Annotated in this window: 3 protein-coding genes and 1 pseudogene; all 4 read left to right on the top strand. The window is 27.8% G+C overall.

What is annotated here, in order from left to right; all coding sequences use genetic code 11:
- A pseudogene (locus VK998_RS09860) lies at positions 1-356 on the top strand (GapR family DNA-binding domain-containing protein); the annotation flags it as partial.
- Between the two features lie 58 nt (positions 357-414).
- Positions 415-1,710, top strand: a complete 1,296-nt coding sequence (locus VK998_RS09855; RefSeq protein WP_325227962.1) for a bifunctional folylpolyglutamate synthase/dihydrofolate synthase — start codon at positions 415-417, stop codon at positions 1,708-1,710.
- Between the two features lie 58 nt (positions 1,711-1,768).
- Positions 1,769-1,990, top strand: a complete 222-nt coding sequence (locus VK998_RS09850; RefSeq protein ID WP_325227961.1) for a hypothetical protein — start codon at positions 1,769-1,771, stop codon at positions 1,988-1,990.
- A 75-nt stretch (positions 1,991-2,065) separates the two neighbouring features.
- A partial coding sequence (locus VK998_RS09845; RefSeq protein WP_325227960.1) for a YncE family protein occupies positions 2,066-2,555 on the top strand: 490 nt, incomplete at its 3' end.

Below are 2,555 nucleotides of genomic sequence, written 5' to 3'. Positions count from 1 at the left end.
AAGTAATAAACTATGGTAAAAGATATTTTGTAAACCTAGCTAGTGGAGAAGATATTAAAATACAAGAAGATAAATCTCAACTAGGGGAAGATAATATATCAGTAGTTTTGAATAAATGTGAAGTATTCATTCCATTAAAGGAACTAATAGACTTCGGCAAAGAAATAGAAAGGTTGGAGAAAGAAAAGAAAAAATTAGAAGAAGAACTAAAAAGGGTTAGAGGCAAATTATCTAATAAAGGATTTATAGAAAAAGCACCAGAACAAGTTGTATCAAAAGAGAAGAAAAAAGAGAAGAAATATCAAGACATGATGGATAAAGTACTAGGGAGACTAGAAAGCTTAAAAAACCAATAATAAAACATAGGGTGGATAGTTTCCACCCTATAAAAACAAATAAATGCGAGGGAAAAATATGAACTACGTAGAGGCATTAAATTATATTAATGATAAAAACAAATTTGGTTCAAGGTTAGGATTAGATGTAATGGAGAAGTTGTTAGAACTACTTGGAAATCCTCATTTGGATATGAAGTATATCCATGTTGCAGGAACCAATGGTAAAGGCTCTACATCTGCTTATATGGCAGCCATACTTAAGGAAGCAGGTTATCGAGTAGGTGTGTTTACTTCTCCTTATTTAGAAAGATTTAACGAAAGAATATCTATTAATGGAGAAGATATTTCTAATGAAAGGTTAGCTGTAATAACTGAAAGAGTTAAAGAAAAAATTGAAACAATGGTTAAAGAAGGATATGAACATCCTACAACCTTTGAAATAGTTACAACTATTGCCTTTGTATATTTTAGCGAAGAAGATGTAGATTATACCATATTGGAAGTGGGATTAGGGGGAAGGGAAGATTCAACAAATATTATTGAAAATTCTTATGCCTCAGTAATAACTACAATAGATTTTGATCATACTGATGTATTAGGAGATACTTTAGGTAAAATAGCTTACGAGAAAGCTGGAATTATAAAAGAAAATGGACTTGTGATTTCCTACCCACAAGAAAAAGAAGCTTTTGAAGTTATAGAGAAAATTGCCCTAGAAAAAAAAGCAAAGTTGATCCGTTGTCCTATGGAAAATGTAGAGATAATTAATTTAAACCAAGAAGGTGGAATTTTTAATTTTAAATATAAAGAATATAATTTTAAGAATATAAAAATTGAATTATTAGGACAACACCAGATATACAATGCCACTTTAGCATTGATGACAATGCTCATATTGAGGGATAAGGGGTTGATTTATCTAACCAACGAACAAATTAAAGAAGGACTTGAAAAAACCAAATGGGCTGGAAGACTAGAAGTATTAAAGAAGAATCCCACCTTTTTAATCGATGGTGCTCATAATCTTCAAGGAGCAAAAACTTTAGCAGAAAGCATAAAAAATTTTCGATATAACAAGCTAATTCTTGGAATAGCCATACTTAAAGACAAAGATGTAGATCATATAGTTGAAACCATAGTACCTTTAGCAGATGAAATAGTAATTACAGAAGTAAATATGCCTAGAAAAATGGAAGCAGAAAAATTGGAAGAAATAATAAAAAAACATAACAATAACACTTATATTGAAAGAGACATAAAAAAGGCCATAGACAAAAGCTTTGATTTAGCAAGTGAAGAAGATTTGATTGTTTTTGGAGGCTCTTTATATTTAATTGGAGATGTTAGAAAAATTTTACTTAAAAATAACTAGTATATGTAACCTTCCTGTAGAATAAACATAATTATAGATTCTATAGGAGGTTTTTTTAATGAATAAAGTTAAATTATTTCCCTATACAAATTTAACAAATGATCAATTAATCGATTTTACTTTAGATGAAATAGAAAAATTGAAGGTTTTGTCAAACCATCTGGATTTAAAGGAATATGAAAAAAGAGTATCTATAGTAAATCAATTGATAATTGAAGTGAAAAAAAGAAATTTGTCTATAGAAAAACCTTTGTTAGCTAGCAGAATTCTTTATAAATAAATATATATTTTATCACCTTAATCTATATATAAGCATAGATTAACTTATATATAGTGGTTGGTTGGAGGTGATAAATTGGTATTGAAAGGAAAAGTTTTAGTAGCAAATACTGGAGATGATACATTAACATTTATAAATTTAGAAAATAATAAAAGAGAAGTTTTAGATTTGAAAGAAATTATTCGACTTAATAATAGAAAAACTATTAGATTGGAAGGATCCTTTATTGGACCTTATGATATAGTGATAAACAAAGAAGGCTATGTTTATTGCACTAATGTTTATGATAACTCGATATTTAAAATTGATTTAAAAAAGAAAAAAATAGTAGAAATATTGGCTGTAGGCAGTTATCCAACTTGCATAAAATATTTTAACAAATGTTTATTTATAACGAATACAGACTCGAATTCCATATCCATAATAGATGAAGAAAAATTTTCATTAATTGAAAATATTCCAGTAGGAGAAAAACCTACAGATATAGAAGTTGACAAAAAAAACATGAATTTATATGTAGTAAATAGTAATGGATATAGTATAGATCTTATAAGTTTAGAAAAAA

Origin of the sequence: Schnuerera sp. (assembly GCF_035459645.1) — a bacterium.
Taxonomy (GTDB): Bacteria; Bacillota; Clostridia; order Tissierellales; family Tepidimicrobiaceae; genus Schnuerera.
Note: the sequence above shows the minus strand (reverse complement) of the source record. Positions and strands in the feature narration are given on the sequence as shown.

What these genes read in the sequence shown, in the direction of transcription:
- VK998_RS09855 (WP_325227962.1), top strand. Translation starts at nt 415, where the DNA reads ATGAACTACGTAGAGGCATTAAATTATATTAATGATAAAAACAAATTT.
- VK998_RS09850 (WP_325227961.1), top strand. Translation starts at nt 1,769, where the DNA reads ATGAATAAAGTTAAATTATTTCCCTATACAAATTTAACAAATGATCAA.